Here is a 26,161-nt window from a genome sequence, read left to right on the forward strand (position 1 = left end):
TCAGTTTTTTATAAAAAAAGCCCTTTGTTAGTAACAAAGGGCTTGTGATTTTTTAAAGCAAAATACTACCGATTAGAGCAATGATAAAACCGACTACACCAATTGAGGTTTCTAATGCCGTCCACGTTTTTAAAGTGGTTTTGGTATCCATTTCTAAAAAACGGCTCATTAACCAGAAACCGGAATCATTCACGTGAGAAAGAACTGTCGCACCGGAAGCAATTGCAATCACAATAAAGCAAAGATCAAATTGGCTTAAATCGGTTGAGGCGACAACACTTGGTGCGATTAATGCTGCAGACTGTAGTTAATGCAACGGTTGCCGAACCTTGTGCGACTCGCATCGCCACCGCAATAATAAATGCCGCCACAATAATTGGCATACCGGTATCCGAAAGCATTGAAGATAATACATCGCCGATACCGCTGGCACGTAATACACCGCCAAACATACCGCCCGCACCGGTTACCAAAATAATCGAACAAATAGGGCCTAACGCATTGTTACATAAACTTTCGATTTGTTCATAACTACGCTCACCACGTAATAACATAATCGCCAGTAATAAAGTGATTAATAACGCCACCGGTGTTTTACCGATTAAACGTAAGCTTTGTACCCAAAGTTCGGAACCGTCAATCACTTTCGCTACACTTAACGTATTTAAACCGGTATCAAATAAAATTAAGAAGATCGGTAATACTAAGATAAATAACACTCGACCGAATGACGGTGGTGTTTGTACCGAGGTTTCACTGATTGCCGCGCATTTAAAAATGCTTTCGGTAATTCTACGTGAATACGTTTACTGATAAACATACTGAAGAGGTAAGTACCGATATACCAAGTAGGAATGGCACAGATTAAACCGATGATTACCATCAATCCCATATTTACCCCAAGTAAATCACCCGAAGCGACCGGACCCGGATGTGGCGGTAGAAAAGCGTGCATTACCGCAAACGCACCGGCTACAGGAAAGGCATAACGTAATACCGAACCGCCGAATTGTTTTGCTACGCTAAATACAATCGGTAACATCACCACCAGACCTGCATCGAAGAAAATCGGGAAACCGAAGAGTAATGCCGCCACACCTAATGCGAATGGTGCTTTTTGTTCGCCGAATTTATTGATCAGCGTATCAGCTAATACTTTTGCTCCACCGGTAATTTCCAATAAACGACCAATCATCGCCCCTAAACCGACTAATAAGGCAACTGACGCTAATGTATTGCCAAAGCCGCTAAGTAAAGTCGGCAGAATTTTATCCACCGGAATACCTGCGACCAGTGCAGTTAATAAACTAACAATCAGCAATGCGACAAACGCATGTACTTTGAATTTTATGATCAATACCAATAGCGCGATGATCGCTACTGCCATAATGAAAATTAACATAAGAACCTCGAACAGAAGTATTAAATTGTTACTGGTAACATAAATTTAATCGTTTGCGATGTAAATAGATTGTTAGAATTAATTTTAAATTTGAGATATATGTCACAAAATTAAATGTTACCTGTAACATTGAATGAAAAAATCTGTTATGTTGGAAGGAAATAGGAGGGAGCTCAAATGAAATCTGGTCAAAGTTTTATTTTAATGGGTGTATCAAGTACCGGTAAAACCACAATAGGCAGTGAAGTGGCGCGCCGTTTAGGCATTAAATTGATTGATGGCGATGATCTGCACCCGAGAGCGAATATCCTCAAAATGAGTCAAGGGCAACCGCTAAATGATCAAGATCGTTTTCCATGGTTGGAACGGATTAATGATGTCGCATTTAGCTTAGAACAAAAAAATGAAATCGGAATTATTGTTTGTTCTGCGTTGAAAAAGAAATATCGTGATCAAATTCGCCAAGGCAATCAAAAGGTGACGTTTATTCATTTACACGGTTCATTTGAGCTTATTTTAGAGCGAATGAAAAAACGCAAAGGCCATTTTATGAAAACAGAAATGCTGAAAAGCCAGTTTGATACGTTAGAAATTCCGCAAGCGGACGAACCCGATGTGATTTCGATTGATATTAGTGGCAGTTTTGAAGATGTAGTGCAACTGTGCGTACAGGCAATTCAAGCTCAGTGATAAAGATAACGGAATGTTGAGTAGAACAAGCGGTCATTTTCTGCAAATTTTTTGCGAAATTTGACCGCTTTTTTATCGCTTAAATCGTTTCACCGATATGAATTTTATAGCCAAGATTGATAACCTCATCTTGTGGCGTTTGGTGATTAATTCGATTTAGTAATTGCTGGGCGGCAACTTTGCCGATTTCAAACCGAGGGGTAATTACGCTCGCCAATTGAGGTGTAATCGATTGACCGACATCGTGTCCGTGAAAGCCGGCAATTGCAATTTGTTGCGGCACTTTAATACCTAACCGTTGGCATTCGAACAATGCGCCGATCGCCAAATCGTCATTGGTGCAGAAAATACCGTCGATATTCGGATACTTTTCTAATGCAATATGTAATTGACGAGCGCCTAACGTAAATGAAGAGGATTCTTCTGTTGCAATAGTGTAAGGCGTTAGTTTATGCTTTTGCATTGCAAGTTCGTAACCACGCATTTTTAAACGAGTACGTTTATCCATTCTTGCCGAAAAATAAACCACTTGGCGGCAACCACGTTTGATCATGGTTTCAACCATGGATTGAGCAACAAAAATATTGTCAAAACCGACCGCTTGTTGCTGACCTTGTTCACTAATATCCATTATTTCAATCACCGGAATTTTCGCAACTCTTAACATTTTGAGCGTACGCTCACTGTGGTGATTTTCCGATAAAATTAAGCCGTCCACGTGATAAGAAAGGAGTGATTCAATGCGTTGTTCTTCTTTTTGTTCGCTATAGCCGTAGTGGGCGAGCATGGTTTGATAACCGGTCGCATCGGTTACGCTCTCAATCCCTTTTAACACATCGGCAAAAACTTGGTTGGTTAAAGACGGCGACAACACGCCAATCGCTTTACTTTTGGCATTGGACAGAATATCCGGCGCACGATTCGGAATATAACCGAATTGTTCAATCGCAACGGCGATTCGTTTACCGGTCTCTTCGGCAACCGAGGAGGGATTACGTAAATAGCGACTGATCGTCATTTTGGTAATGCCTAAATGTTCGGCAATATCTTGTAAAGTCGGGCGTTTATGTTTGCTCATAGGGTTAAATTTTGTGAAGTATGTCGCTATTTTAACGGAAAGTATGATTTTATGTTTTATTTGCAAAATAACAAGCGGTAAGATTTTAGCAAAATTTTGCAAAACCCTATTTTGTAAACCCCTATGAAGGTAATTTTATGGCAACAATGAAAGATATAGCTCGTATTGCGGGCGTTTCCACTTCCACCGTCTCCCACGTGATCAATAACTCACGTTTTGTAAGTGACGAAATTCGTCAGCGGATCGAAAAAGTGGTGGCGGAACTCAATTACACGCCTTCATTGGTGGCTCGTAGCCTGAAAGTAAAAGAAACCAACACAATCGGCATGTTAGTTACCACCAGCAGTAACCCGTTTTTTGCGGAAGTGGTGCGTCATGTTGAGCGTTATTGCGAGCAACATAATTATCATTTAATTTTGGTGAATACTGACGGTAACAGTACCAATTTGGAACAACATTTAGCCCGTTTGTTACGCAAACAAGTGGACGGTTTATTATTGATGTGTTCCGAGCCGCAAGATTTAGACGAAAGCGTGATGGTGAATATTCAATTACCGATGGTGGTGATTGACTGGTGGCAACAGGCGCTAAATGCGGACAAAGTGCATGAAAATTCAGAATTAGGTGGTTATCTTGCGACAAAAGCGTTAATTGATGCTGGCTATAGCGAGATTGCGGTAATTACCGGTGAGCAATCGAAATCCCACACGTTAAACCGTTTACAAGGCTACAAGCGGGCGATTTTAGAGGCAAATTTGCAAATTCGTCCCGAATGGATAGTTGAAGGTCATTTTGATTATCAAGCCGGTTTGGAATGTGCAAGCCGATTATTGGCGCTAAATGCTCGCCCGCAAGCGATTTTTGCGATGAGCGATAGTATTGCCATTGGCGTATATCAAGCCGCTTGGCAAGCCGGTTTGCGTATTCCGCAAGATATTGCGGTGATCGGTTACGATAATATCGAATTAGCACAATATCTCGCTCCGCCACTTTCTACGATTCATCAACCCAAAGCCCGTTTGGCAAAAAATGCGGTGGAACAGTTGATTGCCCGTATTCATCAGCCGGATAAAGCCTATCAAGAAATCGAACTTACCCCCGAACTTGTCGTTCGCCGTTCCTTTTAAAAAATTTGTGATAGACCTCTCAAATCCGACAAGAAGCGTTTGCTTTTTTTCGTGATTTTTTCTATTTTTTACTCATCGAAACGTTTCGATAAAATAAAAAGTAACCTAAAAGGAGGAAATATGAAAAAAACAGCGGTATTAAATGCACAACTTTCCGGTGTGATTGCCAGCCTAGGGCATACGGACGGCTTAACCATTTGTGACGCCGGCTTACCGATTCCTTCTGGACAACAATGTGTTGATTTAGCCCTTACTAAAGGTGTACCAAGTTTTTTATCTACCTTGGAAGTGGTGCTAACTGAACTCTTTGTCGAACGTATTTTATTGGCGGAAGAAATTAAACAATTTAACCCGACCATTGAACAGCAGTTAATTGAAATTATTGATGAACTTGAGCAAGAGCAAGGGCGTAGAATTGAGGTGGAATACGTGGCGCACAGTGAATTTAAGCAACGTAGTAATCAAGCGAAAGCGGTGGTGCGTACCGGTGAATGTTCGCCGTATGCGAATGTGATTCTTTACTCAGGCGTACCGTTCTAGAGCGAGGAAACTATGAAAACCTTGTTGAAAACCAGCGGAATTGATAAAGCCTTTCCGGGCGTGCAAGCGTTAAAAAATGCCTGTTTAAATGTTTATGCGGGCAGAGCAATGGCGCTAATGGGCGAGAACGGTGCGGGCAAATCGACACTGATGAAAATTTTGACCGGTATTTATCAGCGTGATGCCGGTACGATTGAATACCTTGGTAAAGCGGTCAGCTTTGCCAATCCAAAAGCCTCGCAAGAAGCCGGTTTAAGCATTATTCATCAAGAACTAAATATTTTGGGTAACTTGTCGATTGCGGAAAATATTTTCCTCGGGCGTGAATTTACCAATGCTTGGGGCGGTATTGATTGGCGCAAGATGTATGAGGAATCCGACCGCTTGTTGGCGCGTCTCGGGGTAAAACATTCCAGTCGCCAAGCGACAAACGAATTATCGATCGGCGAATTACAAATGGTGGAAATCGCCAAGGCCTTGAGTTTTGAATCACAGGTGATTGTGATGGACGAACCAACCGATGCGCTGACAGATACCGAAACCGAAGCATTGTTTAGTGTAATTCGAGAACTCAAAGCGGAAGGACGAGGCATTGTTTATATTTCTCACCGTTTAAAAGAGATCTTCCAAATTTGTGATGATGTAACCGTATTACGTGACGGTCAATTTATCGGTGAAAGTACAGTGGCGGATTTAACCGAAGATCGTTTAATTGAGATGATGGTTGGGCGTAAGTTAGAAGATCAATATCCGCATATTGATAATCCGATCGGCGAGGTTTGTTTATCGGTTAAAAATTTATCAGGTAGCGGTGTGAATAACGTTTCGTTTGAATTGCATAAAGGCGAAATTTTAGGTGTTTCCGGTTTGATGGGCGCAGGGCGTACCGAGCTGATGAAGGTATTGTACGGCGCATTACCGAAAACCGCCGGCGAAGTGGTGTTAGACGGCAAAACGATTGATAACCGCTCCAGCCAAGACGGCTTAAATAACGGCATTGTCTATATTTCGGAAGACCGTAAAGGTGACGGCTTAATTTTAGGTATGTCGGTTAAAGAAAATATGTCGCTGACCGCTTTGGAATATCTATCGAATTGGGGACGCATCAACCACGAAAAAGAGAATATGACCGTGGTGGATTTTATCGATCTATTTAATATTAAAACCCCAAGTCCGGATAAGATTATCGGCGAATTATCCGGCGGCAATCAGCAAAAAGTGGCGATTGCCAAAGGCTTAATGACTCGCCCGAACGTGTTGATTTTAGATGAACCGACCCGAGGTGTGGACGTAGGGGCGAAAAAAGAAATCTATCAGCTGATTAATAAATTCAAAGCTGAAGGTTTGAGTATTATTTTAGTCTCAAGCGATATGCCGGAAGTATTAGGGATGTCCGATCGCATTATTGTAATGCGAGAAGGAGCCATTCGTGGCGAGTTTTCTCGCACAGAAGCTACCCAAGAAAAATTATTATCCGCCGCAATCGGCAAATAAGTTAGGCGCTTTTACAAGCGGTCAAATTTAGCAAGAATTTTGCAAAAGGAATCAATATGAACAAAGCATTTAATCTAAAAAAATTCCTGATAGAACAACGTTCGATCATTGCATTACTCGCATTAATTGCAGTGGTGTCATTTTTAAATCCGAATTTTTTTAGTGTCGATAACTTACTGAATATCCTACGCCAAACGTCAGTGAATGCGATTATTGCGATCGGTATGACGTTTGTGATTTTAATTGCAGGGATTGACCTTTCGGTCGGTTCGGTCTTAGCACTAACCGGAGCGGTAGCGGCAACTTTAATCGGTTTAGATCTCTCGATTTATTTAGTGGTACCGGCGGTATTGTTATTCGGTGCGGCAATCGGCTTGTTAAACGGGGCGTTAGTCGCCTTCGGTAAAGTACAAGCCTTTATGGCAACGTTAATCACTATGTTGTTATTACGTGGTGTCACCATGATTTATATGGAAGGTCGCCCGATTTCTACCGGTTTTTCCGACAATGCCGATTACTTTGCTGAGATTGGTACCGGCGAATTATTCGGTGTGCCGGTGCCGGTTTGGTTAATGTTTATCTTATTTGCTATCGGTTGGTTTATTCTGACTCAAACCCGTATCGGTCGTTATATTTATGCGCTTGGCGGTAATGAATCGGCAACCGCACTTTCCGGTATCAACGTGAATAAAATCAAACTGTTTGTGTTTGCAGTCAGCGGCGTGTTAGCGGCACTAGCAGGTTTAATTGTCACCTCTCGTTTAGGTTCGGCACAACCGACCGCCGGTACCGGTTATGAACTTGATGCGATTGTCGCGGTTGTGGTTGGCGGAACCAGTTTAATGGGCGGTAAAGGTCGTATTATCGGCACATTAATCGGTGCGTTAATTATCGGCTTCCTCAGTAATGCTTTAAATTTATTAGATATTGACTCTTACTATCAGCTTGTCGCAAAAGCGTTAGTAATTTTAGCGACGGTTATTTTGGATAACTTCCTTGGCCGTAAAAAAGCGTAACCTACTCTCAAAAGGAGATTCCTATGAAAAAATTAACTTCTTTAGCACTTGCTCTAGGTTTGGCATTCGGTGCAAAAGCAATGGCGCAAGACACATTGGCGTTAGCGGTATCTACGCTGGATAACCCGTTCTTCGTTACCTTAAAAGAAGGTGCGGAGAAAAAAGCCAAAGACCTCGGTTACAAATTAGTGGTGTTAGATTCCCAAAATGACCCGGCAAAAGAATTAGCGAACGTGGAAGATCTCACGGTGCGTGGCGCGAAGGTATTACTCATCAACCCGACAGATTCGGAAGCAGTTGGTAATGCGGTGGCGATTGCGAATAAGAAAAATATTCCTGTAATCACTTTAGACCGTGGTGCGAATAAAGGTGAAGTGGTGAGCCACATCGCTTCGGATAACGTTGCCGGCGGTAAAATGGCGGGCGATTTTATCGCAGAGAAAGTCGGTAAAAATGCCAAAGTTATTCAATTAGAAGGCATTGCCGGCACATCAGCGGCACGTGAGCGTGGCGAAGGCTTTAAACAGGCGGTAGCGGCAAACCAATTTGAAGTATTAGCCAGCCAACCGGCGGATTTTGACCGTACTAAAGGCTTAAACGTAACCGAAAACTTACTGGCAAGTCACGGTGCGGCAAAAGCGGTATTTGCACAAAATGACGAAATGGCATTAGGCGCATTACGTGCGATTAAAGCGGCAGGTAAAGATATTATCGTTGTCGGCTTTGACGGTACGGATGATGCAGTGAAAGCGGTAAAAGGCGGAAAACTGGCGGCAACTATCGCACAACAACCGGATAAAATCGGTGAGTTAGGCGTAGAAACAGCGGATAAATTGCTTAAAGGCGAAAAAGTCGAAGCGAAAATCCCTGTACCGTTAAAAGTGATTAGTCAGTAATTTTGGCTCCGGAACCGTTATTTTGACGGTTCCGGCATCGCTAGGTTTGTTTGAGGTCGGTTTGAGGTAATTATGAAAAAACTTTGTGTGTTAGGCGGCGTAAATGCGGATCATGTTATTCGAGTCCCTTATTTCCCGAAAGCGGGCGAAACGCTGAAAGGCGGCAATTATCACATCGCTTATGGTGGCAAAGGTGCGAACCAAGCGGTAGTCGCGGCTCGTGTACGAGATACATCATTAGTTGATGTGGATTTTATCGCTTGTATCGGCGCTGATGATATTGGGCGAGCGATGAAACAAGCGTTTGTACAAGACGGCATTAATCCCGAACACATTGTTGAAGTGGCTGATCAAATGACCGGCATTGCGATGATTCAAGTGGCGGATTCAGGCGAAAACAGCATTGTGATTTCCGCCGGTGCGAATGCAAAGCTAGATGAAAGCGTAGTTGCACAACACAAAGCCACGATAGAGAACGCAGATTACTTACTGGTTCAGCTCGAAACGCCGTTACAAGCGGTCGAAAAAGCGTTAAAAATTGCCAAAACGCATCACACCCAAGTGATTTTAAATCCAGCACCGGCACAACCTCTCTCGGATGACATTTTGGCGAATATCGATATGATTACCCCAAATGAAACCGAAACCGCCTTACTGACCGGCGTTCAAGTGGTCGATGAACAAACCGCCAAACAAGCGGCGAATGTGTTCCATCAAAAAGGTATTCAAACCGTGTTAATTACTTTGGGGGCAAAAGGGGCGTTTTTAAGTGAAAACGGCAACGGTGAAATCATTGCCGGCTTTAAAGTTACACCGGTGGACACAACCGCCGCCGGCGATACCTTTAACGGCGCATTGGCGGTAGCTTTATTAGAAGGCAAGTCTATGCGAGATGCGGTAATGTTCGCTCACAAAGCCTCTTCGATTTCCGTCACTCGTATGGGCGCACAAAGTTCGATTCCAACTCGATCAGAGTTAGCTTAATCGTTTAACTTCATTAACAAGCGGTTAGATTTTTGTAGAAATTTGCGAAATTTGACCGCTTGTTTTTTTATATATAAGCCTCATTACCTTTCTCCTACCTAATATCCTTTTGAGCCTATCTGTTCTTCTTATTTTTCTCGCTATAAAAAATCATTATCATTAACATAAGTTGTTGATCCTTATCAGCTTTTATCCAATTTCCTCCTAAATTTTCTTATCGTCTTTACAAAGTAATTATAGAATCAAACCATACCCTTATTGAGTTATTTTTAATTTTATTTGGAGTGAATATGTCAATTACAAGACGTGGGTTCCTAAAAGGAACATCAGCAGGTGTAACCGCACTTGCCGCTTCCGGTGGGGTTTCATTGCCTTTTGCCGCAATGGCAAAACCACAAACAGAGATGGATGCTTCGCCAGAGGAAAAAGTGGTTTGGAGTATGTGTTCGGTCAACTGCGGTAGCCGCTGTGCATTACGTTTACACGTTCGAGATGATGAAGTGTATTGGGTGGAAACGGATAATACAGGCAATGATGAATATGGAAATCATCAGGTACGTGCTTGTTTACGCGGTCGTTCAATCCGCCGAATGAACCATCCTGATCGTTTAAAATACCCAATGAAACGTGTAGGGAAACGTGGCGAGGGAAAATTCCAACGCATTACGTGGGAAGAAGCTTTTGATACGATTGCTGATAATCTAAAACGTATTGTAAAAGAGTACGGTAATGAAGCGATTTATAACAATTATGCGACAGGTATCGTGGGCGGTAATATGCAACGTTCATCGCCATTCGCTTCATTATTTACACGTCTGATGAATTGTTATGGTGGATCACTAAGTTTCTATGGTTCGTATAGTACTGCTCAAATTTCAAGAGCAATGCCGTTTACCTATGGTTCAAATGACGGTAATAGTACTTCTGATATTGTGAACTCAAAACTAGTGGTTTTCTTTGGTAATAATCCAATGGAAACCCGTATGAGCGGTGCTGGGGTAACTTATCATTTAGAACAAGCTCGTGAACGATCTAAAGCAAAAATGATTGTGATTGACCCTCGTTATACTGATACTGCGACCGGTCGTGAAGATGAATGGGTGGCGATTCGCCCGGGTACAGATGCGGCATTAGTTGCCGGTATGGCATATGTAATGATTACTGAATATTTAGTCGATCAACCATTCCTTGATAAATACTGTGTAGGCTATGATGAAAAAACGTTACCGGCTTCTGCACCTGCAAACGGACACTATAAAGCCTATATTTTGGGACAAGGTGATGACGGCATTGCTAAAACCCCTGAATGGGTCGCTAAAATTACAGGTATTCCGGCAGAAAAAATTATTCGTTTAGCGAGAGAAATTGCTACCACTAAACCTTGTTATATTGCACAAGGCTGGGGACCTCAACGCCATTCTAATGGCGAGTTGGCATCACGTGCGATACCGATGCTGGCTATTTTAACCGGTAATGTAGGTATTAACGGAGGCAATTCAGGTGCAAGAGAAAGCACTTACACTGCAACTATCCAACGTTTACCGGTGTTAGAAAATCCGGTTAAAACTAAGATTTCAGTTTTCTCATGGACAGATGCCATTGATCATGGTTCAGAAATGACCGCTTTAAAAGATGGGGTACAGGGAAAAGATAAACTTGATGTGCCAATTAAGTTTATGTGGAATTATGCAGGGAACTGTATCACCAATCAACACTCCGATATTAATCGCACTCATGAAATCTTACAAGATGATAAAAAATGCGAAATGATCGTTGTGATTGAAAACTTTATGACGGATTCTGCGAAATATGCCGACATATTATTGCCTGATCTAATGACCACAGAACAAGAAGATATTGTACCAAATGATTATGCCGGCAATATGGGCTATTTGATTTTCGGACAACCTGCAACTTCAGCAAAATTTGAACGTCGTGGTATTTATGATATTTGTTGTGAAATTGCAAAACGTTTAGGACAAGATGTTTATGATAAATTTACCGAAGGCGGTCGTACACACGAAGATTGGCTGAAATTCCTATATGGACAAATGCAAGCAAAAGACAGTTTACTACCAAGCTATGATGATCTTAAAGGTATGGGAGTCTATAAACGCAAAGATCCGAATGGACATTTTGTTGCCTATAAAAAATTTCGAGAAGATCCTGAAGCCAATCCATTAAAGACACCATCAGGCAAAATTGAGATTTATTCTGAAAAATTAGCAGAAATTGTCGCTACTTGGGAATTAAAAGAAGATGAAGTCATTCATCCATTACCGATTTACCATAGTGGTTTTAATGGTTGGGATGATCCTAAACGTGAGAAATACCCGTTCCAATTAGTCGGTTTTCACTATAAATCTCGTACCCACTCAACTTACGGAAATATTGATGTACTTGAGCACGCCAATCGCCAAGAAATGTGGATCAATCCGATTGATGCTGAACGTTATCAACTTAAAGATGGTGATATGGTTCGAGTATTCAACGAAATTGGCGAAACTCGTCTGCCTGTAAAAGTCACGCCTCGTATTATGCCGGGTGTATTAGGAATGGGACAAGGGGCATGGCATAAAGCCAATATGTTCGGTGATAAGGTGGATCACGGAGGTAACATAAATGTACTGACAACCTTACGCCCATCGCCACTAGCAAAAGGCAATCCGCAACATTCCAACTTAGTGCAAATTGAGAAATTATAGAGGTGAACTATGGAACAATATGGTTTTTATTTCGATTCTGAACGTTGCACAGGTTGTAAAACTTGCGAATTAGCGTGCAAGGATTATAAAGATTTAGGTACTGATGTGAATTTCCGCCGCATTTATGAATATGCCGGCGGGAATTGGGTGCAAGGTAATGACGGTTGTTGGAACCAAGATGTCTTTGCTTACTATATGTCGATTTCGTGTAACCATTGTGATGACCCGGCGTGTGTGAAAGTGTGTCCGACCGGTGCAATGCACAAAAATGCAGACGGTTTTGTGATGGTAAATGAAGACACCTGTATTGGCTGTCGCTATTGTAGTATGGCGTGTCCTTACGATGCACCGCAATACAGTGCAAGCAAAGGGCATATGACTAAATGTGACGGCTGTTATTCTCGCGTGAAAGACGGACAACAACCGATTTGTGTCGAATCTTGCCCGTTACGTGCATTAGATTTTGCACCGATTAAAGAGTTACGTGCGAAATACGGTGATCAAGCATCGATTGCGCCGTTACCATCAGCGGATTTAACCAAACCGAATTTAGTCATTAAAGCAAATAAACATGCTCGTCCAAGCGGCGATACAACGGGGTTTTTAGCCAACCCAAGGGAGGTGTAAGATGAATGCAGGATTACATGAGTTACCGCTTGTTTTCTTTACGGTTCTTGCCCAAACAGCGGTCGGATTTTGGCTGATTTTTACCTTTGTGATGTGTAAAGGTACAAGTCCGAAAAGCCAAAGCCATTTGCATAAAGGATTGTTTGTTGCATTGGTATTATTAGCTTGCGGCTTTATTGCTTCTGTTATGCACTTAGGATCTCCGTTTAGAGCGTTTAATTCGTTAAATCGTATCGGTTCATCGATGTTAAGTAATGAAATTGCCAGCGGTGCATTATTCTTCACCCTAGCCGGTGGATATTGGTTATTGACCGCATTGAGTAAAATATCGCAAGGGATAAGTAAAGTATGGTTGGTTATCACCGCGGTAGTCGGTGTAGTATTTATGTATATGATGAATAACCTTTATCATTTACCTACCGTACCAACTTGGAATAATGTGATTACCTCTTGGCAATTCTATTTAACTGTTGTGCTTGGTGGTTGTGCGTTAGCGGTGGCAGTATTAAAAACGAATCCGCATCAGGATTATCAAGTGAAATGTAGCCCTTGGTTATATGTGCTTGCCGTATTCTGTGTGGCGGTGGTTGTTATTTACCAAGCATTCGGATTAGCGCATATTCATAGTTCGGTACAACAAGCGGTTAATTTAGTACCGGATTTTGCCATTATGCAGGTGTTGCGCCTCTGCCTGTTAGCGGTGGGTGCGGCATTGATTGTAAAAGGTAGAACATTACCGTTACTTTCACTTGCAGTACTTATTACGTTAGTCGCTGAAATGATTGGTCGAGTATTATTCTACGGTTTACATATGACCTCAGGAATGGCGGTATAAACTAAAATATAATGGTGGGGAAACCCACCGTTATAAGACAAATAAGGACAATAAAATGCAAAACGAATTACAACAATGGATTTCTATCAGCGGAAGATTATTAGGCTCGTTATTTTACTATGAACCGAGTGATGAAAATGTACAGTCGGCTTTGCATTTTTTTCAACAAGAAAATTGGGCAAATGAATGGGGAGAATTAACCAATGAATCCCAAATTAAGCAGTTAATTGCCCAAGGTTTAACCCAAAATTTATCAGAACAATATCAACGCCTTTTTATTGGACCGGAGCAACTTATTGCACCGCCGTGGAGTTCAGTCTATCTTGATCCCGAATCAGTTATTTTTGGTAATTCCTTATTGGATTTACGTGCTTTTTTACGCAAACACCAAATTGCGTTAACTCAGAACGAAACCGAGCCGGAAGATCACATCGGATTAATGTTATTACTTGCCGCTTATCTTGTTGAAAGTAAACCTGAATTATTACCGGAATATTTGAGTAAACATCTGCTTATTTGGGCGGGACATTATTTCGATTTAGTCGCCCAACAAACGAATTTCCCGTTCTATCAAGGTTTAGCGTTACTGGCTCAACAAACCTTAAAAGATTGGCAACAACAACTGGCAATTATTGTCCCTCAAGTTTCTTTTTACCGTTAAGCTATGTTAGGCAAAAACAAATTACCACCACTTGAAATTACACCGAGAGTTTTTTCTCGTCGGGAGTTATTTACTGGCTTTTTTCGTCACACGCAAGTTCATCAAAACCAAACTCGAACAGAAAACCGACCGCCTTTTGCCGCACCGGAACATTTATTCCAAGCGGCTTGTGACGGCTGTGGTAAATGTATCACGGCTTGCCCAATGGGGGTTATTGATATTCGTCGACAACAAGCGGTATTAGATTTAACTTTTTCCGCTTGCACGCTTTGTGGCAAATGTGCCGAAAACTGCCCAACCCAAGCCCTACACTTTTCTTTTAAAAAAGATACAGAACTTCGTCCCCAATTCTCAGATGCTTGTTTACACACAAAAGGACAGCCTTGCGATAGTTGTATCCAAAGTTGCCCTCAACAAGCGATTTCACCTGAACTCAATATTAATCACGACTTCTGCAACGGGTGCGGAGAGTGTAAACAAGCCTGTTTTATGGCGGCGGTGAGTTTGAAGTAAAAATATAAGTAGCCATAAGAAATGCTTTTATTCTCCTAGTGCGATAAACCTAAATAGGTTAAGCATAATTTAGTTCCGCTGGGGGTAAATGATTATAAAAATACCGGTAAGAGTTAAACTACCGGTAGTTTCATCTATATGAATCGAAGATTATCCAATTAAAACGAGCTTAATTAAGTTGAACTTAAGCCCAATACTTATCAATTTCGGCACGAATCGCTTCTGCGGTTTGTTTACCTTTTTCACCGACTAAAGCGCGACCGGCAATAAAGGCTTTTGCATTTTTAATTTCTTTAAATAAATGTATATCTTCCGGTACAATACCACCAGTAATTGATAATTCTAAACCTAATGCAGAGAGTTGTTTCATAAGTTCCACATCTTCTGCAGTCCAGCCTTTGCCGGCTAATTCAGCGTCTCTAGAACGATGGTAGATTGCTTGTGTAACCCCTAATTCAACCCATTCTTTCGCATCTTTTTCTACTGTCCAGTTACCGTAAATTTCGATTTGGATTTCTTTCTTCACTTTTAATTCAGGATGTGCCGCATTAAAATCATCCGCCACTTTTTTACATGCGCTTTGGTTGCCGGATGTCTTCTTGCTGAAACCGTTAACCAGTCTGCACCTGCCTCGAAAGCCATTTTTGCTAAAATAGCACCGCCGTCTGTGGTTTTTAAATCGCATACGATAATATGATTTGGGTGTAACGCACGTAAAGTTGAAACTGCTTTCATCCCTTCCGCACAGGCAAGAATCGTACCGCATTCAATAATTTCTACTACACTTTCTGCTTGTTTTGCATCTGCAACCGCTTTTTCTAGACTTAATGAATCTAATGCAATTTGAAGTAATGGTTTTGACATATTTTGTTCCTTTTATGAATTTTTAAATTGTACTTTATTCCTCTCTCTCGCTAGCGGTAGAGAGATTGCTTGTTGAAGAGTTTAGCGAAACAAGCAGAGAGAGGGAATATCTTAACCAGCTAATGCCTGATCAATCACCGCATAAATATCTTCTTTAGTCTGACAACGTAAGATTTTATCTAAATCTACCCCAGTATCGCTATCCGGATTGTCCAATACTTGAGTAATTTCCATTAAACCTTCCATATGTTTATCCGAATCACTACCGGCTAATGTAACAAATACCGAAACAGGCTCATCTTCTCCATCAAAATAAATAGGCTCTTTTAAGGTTACTAAGGCGAACGAGGTTTTAATAACACCTTCTTCCGGGCGAGAATGTGGCATCGCAAGACCCGGTGCAAGAATGATATATGGTCCCATTTTTTCAATATTTTCAATAATACTGGTGTAATAACGAGGTTCAATCGCACCTGATTTTTCTAAAACATCCGTACCTAATTTGATAGCTGTTTTCCAATCTGCCGCACTTTGATTTAAAAGAATTGAATTATTTTCGATAAGTGATTCTTTTAACATAGTTTTACTTCCTTTATGTGAGAAAATTTATTTGAATAATCCGCCCCAGTTCAGAGGCGGACGGTGTTATTGATATTTTTTAATAAGAGCTAACAATTCATCACCAAAAGTATTCGGATTTAACATATTTTGTACGCCTAATACCGAGATATGCTCATTTGCTACAATCTCATTTTGTAAGTGTTTAGAACACACAATGATATCTACCGAACCGACCTTACCTTTATGATCAGTGACCGCACAGGAATCCATCACATTTGGAATACCACGTTTATCAAGGTATTGTTTAATTTTCATTTTCATCATCATAGATGAACCTTGACCAGAGCCACATACCGCTAAGATACGCACCGCTTTTGTATCATTTTCCACATTGCTTTCTGTTGTTTGAGTAGGTTCAGCTTCTTGTTCTACTGGTTCACCGAAACCGTATAATTGGTCTACAGTTTTGCCTTCTGCTTTCGCTCTTGCTTCGTCAGCACGTAATTGTTTGCCGGCAAATGCCATATACACAAGCGCTAACACGATACATACGAAAGTTGCACCAGTCGGACTAAAGAACATACCTTGGATAATCGGTGGGAATAATAACGCCCAGTCCGCCATACCCATCCAGCCGTTAAAGCCTGCACCACCTTCTGTGCTGGTAATTAAACTTACTACCCATGCAGAACCGAGTACTTCAATAATACCCATCACGAAACAGATTTTCATCACCGCTTTCCAACCACCGAAATGGTTTGCGAATACACCGATTGTCGCATTAGAGAAGAACATCGGGATAAAGCCCGGAATAATTAATACCGCGACTGAAGCGTCACCACCACCGAATTGTTGATAAGCAATTAATCCGCCCACCGCAACAAACTGACCGATAGCACCCCACATGAAACCGAATACCACCGCATTTGGCGAGAATGCATAAGTTGCCGCACAGTCAATCGCTAATACTGCATTTGGAATTAAACGTTCAGAAATCCCTTTGAATGATTCAGATAATTCCGCTACGAACATACGCACACCAAGCACGATAACTTGGATTGCCACCGCAAATTTTAAGCCGGTTTCAAAGATGTAAATTGTCCAGTGCGTTTTACCTGCCATTTGTTGTAGGTTATCTAAACCGAATGACATCAGGATAATACCGAAGAACACCGTCATCACGATCGCGGTTGCCGAAATACTGTCGTGGAAAATATGTAACCATTTAGGTAAGTTGAGTTTATCAACCGTTTCTTCTTTTTTACCTAATTTCGGTGCAACTTTTGCCGCTAGCCAAGACGCAAATTGTTGCTGGTGACCGATAGAGAACCCCGCACCGCCAGTAATTTGTTGGGTTGCTTGGTACATCATATTAGAGAAGATACCCCAATAAAGTGCCATAATGATTGCAGTATATACAACCACTTCCCATGGTTTTGAACCAAGTACCCAGAACACTACAGCAACCAAGCCCGCTTGTTGGAACATAATATGACCGGTAAGCATAATAGTACGAATACCGGTAAAGTGTCTGAATAATACCAGTAGGATATTAAGGAATAAGGCTAAAATTACCGCATAGCCCACATATGCATAAGCATCCCCCATAGTACTCATTGTAGCTTGCCAACTTGTATATGGGTCAATCACCGCACCTTTTAGGTTGTGATATTTAGATAAGCCTTCAATAACCGGTTTAAAGTTTTGTACAAGTGTGCCTGAACCAACTTGTACCAACATAAAACCTACAATCGTTTTGATTGTACCTTTTAAAATAGTTGTTAAATCTTTTTTTAGGAATATATAACCGATACAAGCAACAAGCCCCAGTAATAATGGTGCTTTAGACAAGACTTGGTCATTAATTGCCATAAAGATACTCATTAATGTATCCATAGCGAGCCTCTCTGTTTTAATGTTGAGTAGTCATGATGAGATTTAGAAAATCTCATAGTTTTATTGGTTAAGCTAAATATAAAACGTAGTATATTTTTACTACGGTGCAAATGATAAACAGTAACATCTTCTTGAAAAAGATTAATTTTGATTATTTGTGAACAAGATCACAATTTATTTTTCATTCCCATGATTTTTCTGCTCATTTGTTAAATAAATGTATGCAATGTCAGGAGGTAATAATTGTGATGCTTAGTTAAGTTATTGATATATAAGTAAAATTCTGAGGTATTTGTAATTGGGTACGTTTAAGAAAAATATCAGTGCTTTTGCAAATTTAATAAGATTAAATAAAAAGTTAGAGATAGATCACATTTTTCAAAAAAATCATTTTACAAAAAATGATGATTATTTATGATTGTAAGTGATTAAAATTTAATATCTTCCTTCAAAAACATTAGGAGTTTACTATGGCAAAAGTTAATGAAATCACACGAGAAAGCTGGATCCTTTCTACCTTTCCAGAATGGGGTACTTGGTTAAATGAAGAAATTGAGGAAGAAGTGGTACCGGAAGGTAACTTCGCAATGTGGTGGTTAGGTTGTGTGGGCGTGTGGATTAAAACACCTGCAGGTGCAAACATTTGTATGGATTTATGGTGTAGTCGTGGTAAGTCTACTAAGAAAGTAAAAGATATGGTGCGTGGCCATCAAATGGCGAATATGGCTGGGGTACGTAAATTACAACCGAATCTACGTGCACAACCGATGGTATTAGACCCATTTGCAATTAACGAAGTAGACTTCATTCTTGCATCTCACTATCACAGCGATCATATTGATGTGAATGTTGCTTGCTATCGTAAACAATCCTAAGTTAAATCATGTGAAATTTGTTGGTCCATGGCACTGTGGTGAATTATGGAAAAAATGGGGCGTACCAGAAGATCGTATCATTGTTGTAAAACCGGGCGATGTTGTAAAAATTAAAGATGTAGAAATTCACGCATTAGATTCCTTTGACCGTACCTGTTTAGTGACCTTACCGGTTGAAGGTGCTGAAGAGCAAGGCGGTGAGTTAAAAGGTTTATGTCCATCTGATGAAGAAATGGGACGTAAGGCTGTAAACTATGTATTCAAAACACCAGGCGGTAATATTTATCACGGTGCAGACTCACACTACTCAATCCAATTTGCGAAACACGGTAAAGAATTCGATATTGATGTAGCGTTAAATAACTATGGTGAAAACCCAGTCGGTATTGCAGACAAAATGACTTCTATCGACTTACTTCGTATGGCAGAATGTTTACGTACGAAAGTGATTATCCCAGTGCATCACGATATTTGGACAAACTTTATGGCAAGTACGCAAGAAATTATTGATTTATGGCGTATGCGTAAAGATCGTTTACAATACAAATTCCATCCGTTTATTTGGGAAGTTGGTGGTAAATATGTTTATCCTCGCGATAAAGACCTCATTGAGTATCACCATCCACGTGGCTTTGACGATTGCTTCGAGCAAGAACCAAATATTCAATTTAAATCAATGCTTTAATTGAAACCAAGCCACTCTTAGAATATTAAGAGTGGCTTATTTTTCGGTTCATTGTGCATGATTGAGAGCGAGAGATTAAAAATAGGAACATGGTAATGAACGAAAATTTTAGACATAAAAAATTATTGTCCTTACTGGAAGCAAAGCAAATGCTTTCAACCTTGGAAATTATGAATCTTTTAAATATCTCGCCCGCAACCGCTAGACGAGATATTAATAAATTGAGCGAACAGAATAAATTACGGAAAGTGCGTAACGGTGCAGAGGCAATCAACAAACATACGTCATTAACACAAGAAAAAACCATTAATAATGTGGAAGAAAAACGCCGTATCGCCGAAGCGGCAAGTAAATTATGCAAAGAGGGAGATAGTGTCATTTTAACCTGTGGCTCAACGATGCAATTATTGGGACAGGCACTATGCGGTCAAAAATTGCAAATTATTACCAATTTTCTACCGCTTGCCAATGAATTGATTGAGCAACAACACGATGATGTGGTGATTATGGGCGGACAATATAATAAAAATAAGCAAGTCACGCTTTCACTGAATCAACAGAATGAATTTATGTATGCGGCAAATATTATGTTTACCAGTGGCAAAGGTTTTACCCAAGAAGGGCTGTTTAAGACTGATATGATTATTGCTAATTCAGAAGCACAAATGTCATCAAAAGCCAGTAAATATGTGGTGTTATTAGATAGCACTAAATTGGGCAAAGAAATCGGTATGTTATTTAGAGCGATTGATGATGTGGATATACTTATCACTGGCAAAGAAGCTGACCCTAAAATGCTTAAACGTATTCGGGATAAAGGAGTGGAAATCATTCTTGCTTAAAACAATAAGATATCCGAATATATACAAGCGGTTAAAAACGTTATTTTTTACCAAAACCATTATTCAAACTAGGGGATGAATATGAGAAAACATAAGTTGGGAATTTACGAAAAAGCATTACCTAAAAATATTTCTTGGCAAGACAGACTTTCGATTGCTAAAGCGTGTGGTTTTGATTTTGTCGAAATATCCGTAGATGAAACGGATGAACGTTTAGCTCGCTTAGATTGGACTAAAGAACAACGAATTGAATTAGTTAAAGCGATCATCAATACCGGTGTGACTATTCCGTCAATGTGTTTATCCGGTCATCGCCGTTTTCCGTTCGGTTCTCGTGATGAAGCGACTCGTCAAAAAGCCTATGAAATTATGGAAAAAGCGATCCAACTTGCGGTAGATTTAGGTATTCGCACTATTCAATTAGCCGGCTATGATGTGTATTACGAAGAACAAGATGAAGGCACGATTGAACGTTTCCAACAAGGCTTAGAATGGGCAACGGAACTAGCGGCAAGTAATCAAGTGACTCTCGCAGTCGAGATTATGGATACCAAGTTTATGAGTTCGATTAAACGTTGGAAAAAATGTGACGAAATTATCAAATCACCATGGTTTACCGTCTATCCGGATATCGGCAACGTTTCTGCTTGGAATGATGATATTGAAGCAGAATTTGCCTTAGGTATTGATAAAATCTCAGCAATTCATTTAAAAGATACCTATAAAGTCACTGAAACTTGCAAAGGACAATTCCGAGATGTACCGTTTGGTAACGGTTGTGTGGACTTCAAAGGTTTCTTCGAGATCTTGGCAAAATTAAATTATCGTGGTGCATTCTTAATTGAGATGTGGACGGAAAAAGCGGAAGAACCAATCGCGGAAATTATTAATGCCCGCCGTTGGATTGAACAAAAAATGAAAGAGGGTGGTTTCCAATGCTAACAGAATTATCTCCAAAATTACTTGCGATGCGTGATCGCGTATTTAAAGCAAATCTTGAATTACCAAAATATAAATTAGTCACGTTTACTTGGGGTAACGTGAGTGAAATTGACCGTGAAACCGGTTATGTTGCTATTAAACCTTCCGGTGTGGAATATGAAACGATGAAGCCGGAAGATATCGTATTTGTCGATTTGCAAGGCAACCGAGTATTCGGCGATAAAAAACCTTCGTCTGATACCGCAACCCATTTAGAATTTTACCGTCAATTCCCGAATATCGGTGGCGTAGTGCATACCCATTCACGTCATGCAACCGCATGGGCGCAAGCCGGTGAAGATATTCTTGCTTTAGGTACAACACAAGGTGACTATTTCTATGGTTTTGTACCTTGTACACGCCGTATGACACCGGAAGAAATTGCCGGTGAATACGAATTAGAAACCGGTAAAGTGGTCGTGGAAACCTTCCGTAAACGTGGTATTAATCCGGATATGGTACCGGGCGTATTAGTCCACTCACACGGGCCTTTCACTTGGGGTAAAGATGCGCATGATGCGGTACATAATTCCGTCGTGTTAGAAGAAGTGGCGTATATGAACTTCGTTAGCCATCAAATTCGTCCGAACATCGGTTCAATGCAACAAGAATTACTTGATAAACATTACTTACGCAAACACGGTGCGAATGCGTATTACGGTCAATAATTATTCATAATATCTTTTATATATTTAGCGGTTAATTTTTCCTTAGATGTTGTAAATGTTTAAGGATATTTAACCGCTTTTTTTAACATTACAACGCAATACTACCCATCATCTAGACGAGTTGATAATTGATTAGGATGATAATAAAGCTAATAAAAAAGACAACCACCTTTCAGTAGTTGCCTTTCCTCATCAATTTACACTTAATTATTTAAGTGCCACTCTCGCATTTCTAAACAATCTCATCCACGCGCCATCTTCGGTCCAGTCTTCAGGATGCCATGAGTTGCTGACTGCGCGGTAAACACGTTCTGGGTGTGGCATCATGATAGCGACACGTCCGTCTGTGTTTGAAATTGCGGTGATGCCGTTTACCGAGCCGTTAGGGTTAGCTGGGTAAACTTCGGTCGGTTGTAAGTTGTTATCGATATATTGTGCGATCACAAGTTTTTGTGCGGTTAAACCGGCAAGTTGTTGTGACGATTTGAACTCCACCTGCCCTTCACCGTGTGAAACGGCAATCGGCATATGTGACCCCGCCATACCTTGGAACCAATGGTTGTTGGTTTCGTTGACTTTCACTAAACCAACACGTGCTTCGAAGCGTTCCGATTTGTTACGTACGAAACGAGGCCAGTTTTCTGTACCTGGGATAATTTCTGCTAGGTTTGAAACCATTTGACAACCGTTACATACACCTAATGCAAGCGTGTTCGGATTGGCAAAGAATTGGCTGAACTGTTCACGCAACATTGGGTTGAATAAAATTGATTTCGCCCAACCGCCGCCGGCACCGAGTACATCACCGTAAGAGAAGCCACCACACGCTACTAACGCATTGAAATCTTTCAGATTTCTTCTACCTGCCATTAAGTCTGACATATGTACGTCAACCGCATTAAAGCCGGCACGGTCGAACGCACCGCCATTTCGTAATGGCTGTTTACACCCTGTTCACGTAAGATTGCGACAGTCGGTTTTACACCCTTATTGATAAACGGGGCCGTAATATCTTCGTTAACATTATAAGTTAAGAAAGTGGATAAGCCTTTGTTATTCGGGTCTTTTTTGGTTTCAAATTCTTGATCTGCACATTCAGGGTTATCACGTAAACGTTGCATTTGGTGGGTTAATTCCGCCCAAATTCCACGTAATTCTGAACGTTTTTCGCTCAATAATTTACGGCTACCACGGCTAATTTCAAATATATCACCTTCCGTTACCGCACCCAATTCTTTCGTTAAGCCTAACAAATTATGTGCTTTTAACACTTCACGAACATTGGCTAATTCACTATCAGCAACTTGGATTACCGCCCCTAATTCTTCATTGAATAATACTGCTAAATCATCATCGCCTAACGCTGAAATATCAATTTCTACACCGCAGTTACCGGCAAATGCCATTTCTGCAAGAGTGGTAATTAAACCACCGTCAGAGCGGTCGTGATAGGCTAATAATTTACGATCAGTAACTAATGCTTGCATCGCATTGAAGAAGTTTTTGAGGCTCTCTACATTCACTACATCAGCTGGTTTATCACCTAATTGTTTATATACTTGTGCTAATGCAGTTGCCCCTAAACGGTTTTTACCTTCGCCTAAATCAATGAGTAATAAACGTGAGTGACCTTTATCGGTACGTAATTGTGGCGTAACGGTTTTACGCACGTCTTCTACACGAGCGAATGCCGAAATCACTAATGAAAGCGGTGCAGTTACCGATTTTTGCTCGCCATTTTCTTCCCATGTGGTGCGCATTGACATTGAGTCTTTCCCCACCGGAATTGTAATGCCTAACGCTGGGCAAAGTTCTTCACCGACAGCTTTTACCGCTTCATAAAGACCGGCATCTTCGCCAACGTGACCTGTTGCAGACATCCAGTTTGCTGAAAGTTTGATACGTTTTAAATCACCGATTTCAGTCGCGGCGATATTGGTAATTGATTCCGCCACCGCAAGGCGTGCAGACGCACCGAAATCTAATAAAGCAACCGGTGCACGTTCGCCCATTGACATAGCTTCACCGTGGTAGCTGTCTAAACTTGCCGTAGTTACCGCACAGTCTGCTACCGGGATTTGCCACGGGCCGACCATTTGATCTCGTGCTACCATACCGGTTACCGAACGGTCACCGATGGTGATTAAGAAGGTTTTTTCTGCGACAACTGGTAAACGTAGCACACGATGTAACGCTTCTTTTAATTGGATTTGTTGGCTATCAAGCGGTTGATTTTCAACGGTTTTTGACGAAACATCGCGGTGCATTTTCGGGGTTTTACCGAGTAACACGTTCATTGGCAAATCAATCGGGTTATTATCGAAATGATCGTCTTTAAGGGTTAGATGTTTCTCTTCGGTCGCTTCACCGATCACTGCAAACGGTGCACGTTCACGCTCACATAATTCTGTAAATAACGCTAATTTTTCCGGTGCAACCGCTAAGACATAACGTTCTTGAGATTCGTTACACCAAATCTCAAGTGGTGACATACCTTTTTCATCACATAAAATTTTACGTAAATCGAATTTACCGCCACGATCGCCGTCGTGAACTAATTCCGGCATTGCGTTTGATAAACCGCCTGCACCTACGTCGTGAATAAATAAAATCGGGTTGTCTTCACCTAGTTGCCAACAGCGGTCGATCACTTCTTGGCAACGGCGTTCCATTTCCGGGTTTTCACGTTGTACCGAAGCAAAATCCAAATCTTCTTTTGATTTACCTGAAGCCATAGACGAAGCCGCACCGCCGCCTAAGCCGATGTTCATTGCCGGACCACCAAGTACAATTAATTTCGCCCCAACTGGAATTTCGCCTTTTTGTACGTGCTCGGCACGGATATTACCGATACCACCTGCGAGCATGATCGGTTTATGGTAGCCACGTACTTCTTCACCAGCAAAGCTGTTGACTTTTTCTTCATAAGTACGGAAATAACCTAATAATGCCGGACGACCAAATTCGTTATTAAATGCCGCACCGCCCAATGGACCTTCGATCATAATATCGAGTGCCGAAGCGATACGATTCGGTTTTGAAAGCGGGTTTTCCCACGGCTGTTCAAAGTTTGGAATCACAAGGTTAGAAACTGAGAAACCGGTTAAACCTGCTTTTGGTTTTGCACCGCGACCGGTTGCACCTTCGTCACGAATTTCACCGCCTGAACCGGTTGCTGCGCCTGGGAATGGTGAAATTGCAGTCGGGTGGTTATGGGTTTCCACTTTCATCAAGATATGTGCATCTTCTTGGTGCGCACGGTATTGACCGTCTTGATCCGGGAACCAACGACCGACTTTCGAACCTTCCATTACCGCCGCATTATCTTTATAAGCTGAAAGCACGTAATCAGGCGTTTTCTCGAAGGTGTTTTTAATCATTTTGAATAATGATTTTTCTTGTTTTTGACCGTCAATCGTCCAATCTGCATTAAAGATTTTGTGGCGACAATGTTCTGAGTTCGCCTGTGCGAACATATAAAGTTCTATGTCATTCGGGTTACGATTTAAAGCGGTGAAATTTTCCACTAAATAATCAATTTCATCATCCGCTAACGCTAAACCTAAGTTCACGTTCGCTTCTTCTAACGCTTTACGACCGCCATTTAAAATATCTACGGTGGTAAATGGTTTAGGCTCTTGTTGAGTAAACAAACTTGCCGCTTGTGCTTCGTTATCTAACACCGTTTCTAACATACGGTCGTGTAATAAACCTTTTAAGGTTTCAATTTGTGTTGTTGTCGGCTCTGCACTAAATTCAAAATAGTAAGCTAAACCACGCTCAATACGATTTACCGCTTGTAAGCCACAGTTATGCGCAATATCGGTCGCTTTTGAAGACCATGAAGAAATCGTACCAACACGAGGTGTAACGATTAAGCAAAAACCGGTTGGCTCGTGTTCTACAAGGGTTGGACCATAGTGTAAAAGTTCTTTAATTTCAGCCGTTTGTACAGCACTCAGAGGAGCATTTAAGTCAACAAAATGCACATATTCCGCATAAACCGATTTTACCGGCAACGCATTTTGTTGGAATTTAGTTTGGAATTGGTTAAGACGAAATTCAGAGAGGGCAGGAGAGCCACGAAAGGTTTGTACAGTCATTGTTGATTCCGTATTTGAGAAATAAAAAATTCTTTGCCATTATAACGGATAACGCAAACGTTTGCATTGCAAAATTTTCTTGAATTTAGACCGCTTGTTTTTTGAGTTAATATGCGAT

General features: G+C 41.1%; 18 protein-coding genes and 4 pseudogenes. 16 read left to right on the forward strand and 6 right to left on the reverse strand.

Features of this window, described 5'->3' with window-relative positions; all coding sequences use genetic code 11:
• Positions 1 to 52: 52 nt before the first annotated feature.
• A pseudogene (locus tag NYR89_RS09030) lies at positions 53 to 1,402 on the reverse strand (GntP family permease).
• 177 nt (positions 1,403 to 1,579) lie between these two features.
• Between NYR89_RS09030 and NYR89_RS09035 the strand changes: the two are divergent.
• The gene (locus NYR89_RS09035) at positions 1,580 to 2,092 is read left to right on the forward strand and encodes a gluconokinase (protein ID WP_279445543.1); all 513 of its coding nucleotides are present in this window, start codon (positions 1,580 to 1,582) and stop codon (positions 2,090 to 2,092) included.
• Positions 2,093 to 2,171: 79 nt separating this feature from the next.
• Here the strand turns inward: NYR89_RS09035 and gntR are convergent, their stop codons facing one another.
• On the reverse strand, positions 2,172 to 3,170 hold the full coding sequence (gntR, locus tag NYR89_RS09040; RefSeq protein WP_279445544.1) for a gluconate operon transcriptional repressor GntR: 999 nt from the start codon (positions 3,168 to 3,170) through the stop codon (positions 2,172 to 2,174).
• A gap of 137 nt (positions 3,171 to 3,307) precedes the next feature.
• On the opposite strand from gntR, the gene NYR89_RS09045 reads away from it, so the two are divergent.
• From NYR89_RS09045 to napF, 11 genes are all read left to right on the forward strand, one after another.
• On the forward strand, positions 3,308 to 4,297 hold the full coding sequence (locus tag NYR89_RS09045; RefSeq protein WP_279444199.1) for a substrate-binding domain-containing protein: 990 nt from the start codon (positions 3,308 to 3,310) through the stop codon (positions 4,295 to 4,297).
• A gap of 120 nt (positions 4,298 to 4,417) precedes the next feature.
• Complete coding sequence (gene rbsD, locus NYR89_RS09050) at positions 4,418 to 4,837, forward strand: D-ribose pyranase (RefSeq protein WP_279445545.1); 420 nt, start codon at positions 4,418 to 4,420, stop codon at positions 4,835 to 4,837.
• A gap of 12 nt (positions 4,838 to 4,849) precedes the next feature.
• Positions 4,850 to 6,331, forward strand: coding sequence for a ribose ABC transporter ATP-binding protein RbsA (gene rbsA, locus NYR89_RS09055; protein ID WP_279445546.1), 1,482 nt, complete (start codon positions 4,850 to 4,852; stop codon positions 6,329 to 6,331).
• Between the two features lie 56 nt (positions 6,332 to 6,387).
• Complete coding sequence (gene rbsC, locus NYR89_RS09060; RefSeq protein WP_279445547.1) at positions 6,388 to 7,347, forward strand: ribose ABC transporter permease; 960 nt, start codon at positions 6,388 to 6,390, stop codon at positions 7,345 to 7,347.
• A gap of 23 nt (positions 7,348 to 7,370) precedes the next feature.
• A complete protein-coding gene (rbsB, locus tag NYR89_RS09065; RefSeq protein ID WP_039198367.1) occupies positions 7,371 to 8,243 on the forward strand; it encodes a ribose ABC transporter substrate-binding protein RbsB in 873 nt (290 codons plus the stop codon).
• A 72-nt stretch (positions 8,244 to 8,315) separates the two neighbouring features.
• Positions 8,316 to 9,227 carry a ribokinase gene (gene rbsK, locus NYR89_RS09070; RefSeq protein WP_279445549.1) on the forward strand — a complete coding sequence of 304 codons (912 nt, stop codon included), beginning with the start codon at positions 8,316 to 8,318 and terminating at the stop codon, positions 9,225 to 9,227.
• A gap of 290 nt (positions 9,228 to 9,517) precedes the next feature.
• Complete coding sequence (locus NYR89_RS09075; protein WP_279445550.1) at positions 9,518 to 11,932, forward strand: DmsA/YnfE/YnfF family dimethyl sulfoxide reductase; 2,415 nt, start codon at positions 9,518 to 9,520, stop codon at positions 11,930 to 11,932.
• A gap of 9 nt (positions 11,933 to 11,941) precedes the next feature.
• A complete protein-coding gene (locus NYR89_RS09080; RefSeq protein ID WP_279445551.1) occupies positions 11,942 to 12,559 on the forward strand; it encodes a DMSO/selenate family reductase complex B subunit in 618 nt (205 codons plus the stop codon).
• A 1-nt stretch (position 12,560) separates the two neighbouring features.
• Positions 12,561 to 13,394 carry a DmsC/YnfH family molybdoenzyme membrane anchor subunit gene (locus tag NYR89_RS09085; protein ID WP_279445552.1) on the forward strand — a complete coding sequence of 278 codons (834 nt, stop codon included), beginning with the start codon at positions 12,561 to 12,563 and terminating at the stop codon, positions 13,392 to 13,394.
• 55 nt (positions 13,395 to 13,449) lie between these two features.
• Complete coding sequence (gene dmsD, locus NYR89_RS09090) at positions 13,450 to 14,055, forward strand: Tat proofreading chaperone DmsD (protein ID WP_279445553.1); 606 nt, start codon at positions 13,450 to 13,452, stop codon at positions 14,053 to 14,055.
• Between the two features lie 3 nt (positions 14,056 to 14,058).
• Positions 14,059 to 14,568 (forward strand): ferredoxin-type protein NapF, encoded by a 510-nt coding sequence (gene napF, locus NYR89_RS09095; RefSeq protein WP_279445554.1) that lies wholly within the window; start codon positions 14,059 to 14,061, stop codon positions 14,566 to 14,568.
• A gap of 184 nt (positions 14,569 to 14,752) precedes the next feature.
• Here napF and NYR89_RS09100 read toward each other — a convergent pair.
• The 3 genes and pseudogenes from NYR89_RS09100 to NYR89_RS09110 form a co-directional block, all read right to left on the reverse strand.
• Positions 14,753 to 15,432, reverse strand: a pseudogene (locus NYR89_RS09100) (3-keto-L-gulonate-6-phosphate decarboxylase UlaD).
• Positions 15,433 to 15,543: 111 nt separating this feature from the next.
• Entirely contained in the window at positions 15,544 to 16,011 is a 468-nt protein-coding gene (locus NYR89_RS09105; RefSeq protein ID WP_279445555.1) for a PTS sugar transporter subunit IIA, read from the reverse strand.
• A gap of 66 nt (positions 16,012 to 16,077) precedes the next feature.
• Complete coding sequence (locus NYR89_RS09110; protein ID WP_279445556.1) at positions 16,078 to 17,889, reverse strand: PTS ascorbate-specific subunit IIBC; 1,812 nt, start codon at positions 17,887 to 17,889, stop codon at positions 16,078 to 16,080.
• 470 nt (positions 17,890 to 18,359) lie between these two features.
• On the opposite strand from NYR89_RS09110, the pseudogene ulaG reads away from it, so the two are divergent.
• From ulaG to NYR89_RS09130, 4 genes and pseudogenes are all read left to right on the forward strand, one after another.
• Positions 18,360 to 19,449 (forward strand): annotated as a pseudogene (gene ulaG / locus NYR89_RS09115) (L-ascorbate 6-phosphate lactonase).
• 95 nt (positions 19,450 to 19,544) lie between these two features.
• Positions 19,545 to 20,291 carry an HTH-type transcriptional regulator UlaR gene (gene ulaR / locus NYR89_RS09120; RefSeq protein WP_279445557.1) on the forward strand — a complete coding sequence of 249 codons (747 nt, stop codon included), beginning with the start codon at positions 19,545 to 19,547 and terminating at the stop codon, positions 20,289 to 20,291.
• Between the two features lie 81 nt (positions 20,292 to 20,372).
• Positions 20,373 to 21,233, forward strand: coding sequence for an L-ribulose-5-phosphate 3-epimerase (locus NYR89_RS09125; protein WP_279445558.1), 861 nt, complete (start codon positions 20,373 to 20,375; stop codon positions 21,231 to 21,233).
• Positions 21,227 to 21,940, forward strand: a complete 714-nt coding sequence (locus tag NYR89_RS09130; RefSeq protein WP_279445559.1) for an L-ribulose-5-phosphate 4-epimerase — start codon at positions 21,227 to 21,229, stop codon at positions 21,938 to 21,940. Before NYR89_RS09125 ends, NYR89_RS09130 begins: the two co-directional genes overlap by 7 nt.
• A gap of 207 nt (positions 21,941 to 22,147) precedes the next feature.
• Here NYR89_RS09130 and purL read toward each other — a convergent pair.
• Positions 22,148 to 26,043: pseudogene (gene purL / locus NYR89_RS09135) on the reverse strand (phosphoribosylformylglycinamidine synthase).
• Between the last annotated feature and the right edge of the window lie 118 nt (positions 26,044 to 26,161).

The organism is Actinobacillus arthritidis, from assembly GCF_029774155.1.
GTDB lineage: Bacteria > Pseudomonadota > Gammaproteobacteria > Enterobacterales > Pasteurellaceae > Actinobacillus > Actinobacillus arthritidis.